The 537-nt window shown below is 62.4% G+C and carries 2 protein-coding genes; both read right to left on the bottom strand.

Translation table 11 applies throughout. The features are described 5' to 3' along the window. Positions 1-73: 73 nt before the first annotated feature. Positions 74-307, bottom strand: a complete 234-nt coding sequence (locus NKH49_RS34870) for a hypothetical protein (RefSeq protein ID WP_502907999.1) — start codon at positions 305-307, stop codon at positions 74-76. A 2-nt stretch (positions 308-309) separates the two neighbouring features. Further along, the coding region (locus tag NKH49_RS34865) for a transposase domain-containing protein (RefSeq protein ID WP_352875323.1) at positions 310-537 on the bottom strand (228 nt) is incomplete at its 5' end.

Here is a 537-nt window from a genome sequence, read left to right as displayed (position 1 = left end):
AGTACGCATCCGGTGAAGACCGCAGACGTGCGCATCCGGCAGCCAGGAGAACCTGAGCACCGGAGTGCTGGGGTCAAGCTTTCTTTGGGGAGACGCGATGATATTCTTCGAGGAGGAGTTTGACCGCCTCGATCCCTTCATCGGTGAAGGCCAAGATCCCGTCGTCATCGTTGGCGCCGTAGACCCAGATGACGCCGTCCTCGGGCTCGAGACCGAGGGTCAGGTCCTGGATGAGCGCTTCGCTGACGCCGAGGTCCCTGGCGACACGATCGACGGTGTAGACGTGATGCACCTTATTGCGCTGCATGATCAGGCCGCCGCTGGTTGGGTCCGCAATTTTGCGGATCTCCAATTCCACGGCAGCAAATCATCGATCCGATGGGCCGGATAGGCGGGCAGTCGGGCGAGGACGTCGGCGAGCCAGGCCTGCGGGTCGACATCGTTCATCTTGGCGCTGACGATCAGGCTGTAGAGAACGGCCGCGCGCTGTCCGCCGCGATCGGAACCGCAGAAGAGCCAGGACTTTCTGCCGAGAGC

Origin of the sequence: Mesorhizobium sp. M1088 (assembly GCF_040318575.1) — a bacterium.
GTDB lineage: Bacteria > Pseudomonadota > Alphaproteobacteria > Rhizobiales > Rhizobiaceae > Mesorhizobium.
The sequence above is the reverse complement of the archived record's forward strand: the minus strand, read 5'-3'. Positions and strand labels throughout refer to the sequence as shown.

What these genes read in the sequence shown, in the direction of transcription:
- NKH49_RS34870 (WP_502907999.1), bottom strand. Translation starts at nt 307, where the DNA reads ATGCAGCGCAATAAGGTGCATCACGTCTACACCGTCGATCGTGTCGCC.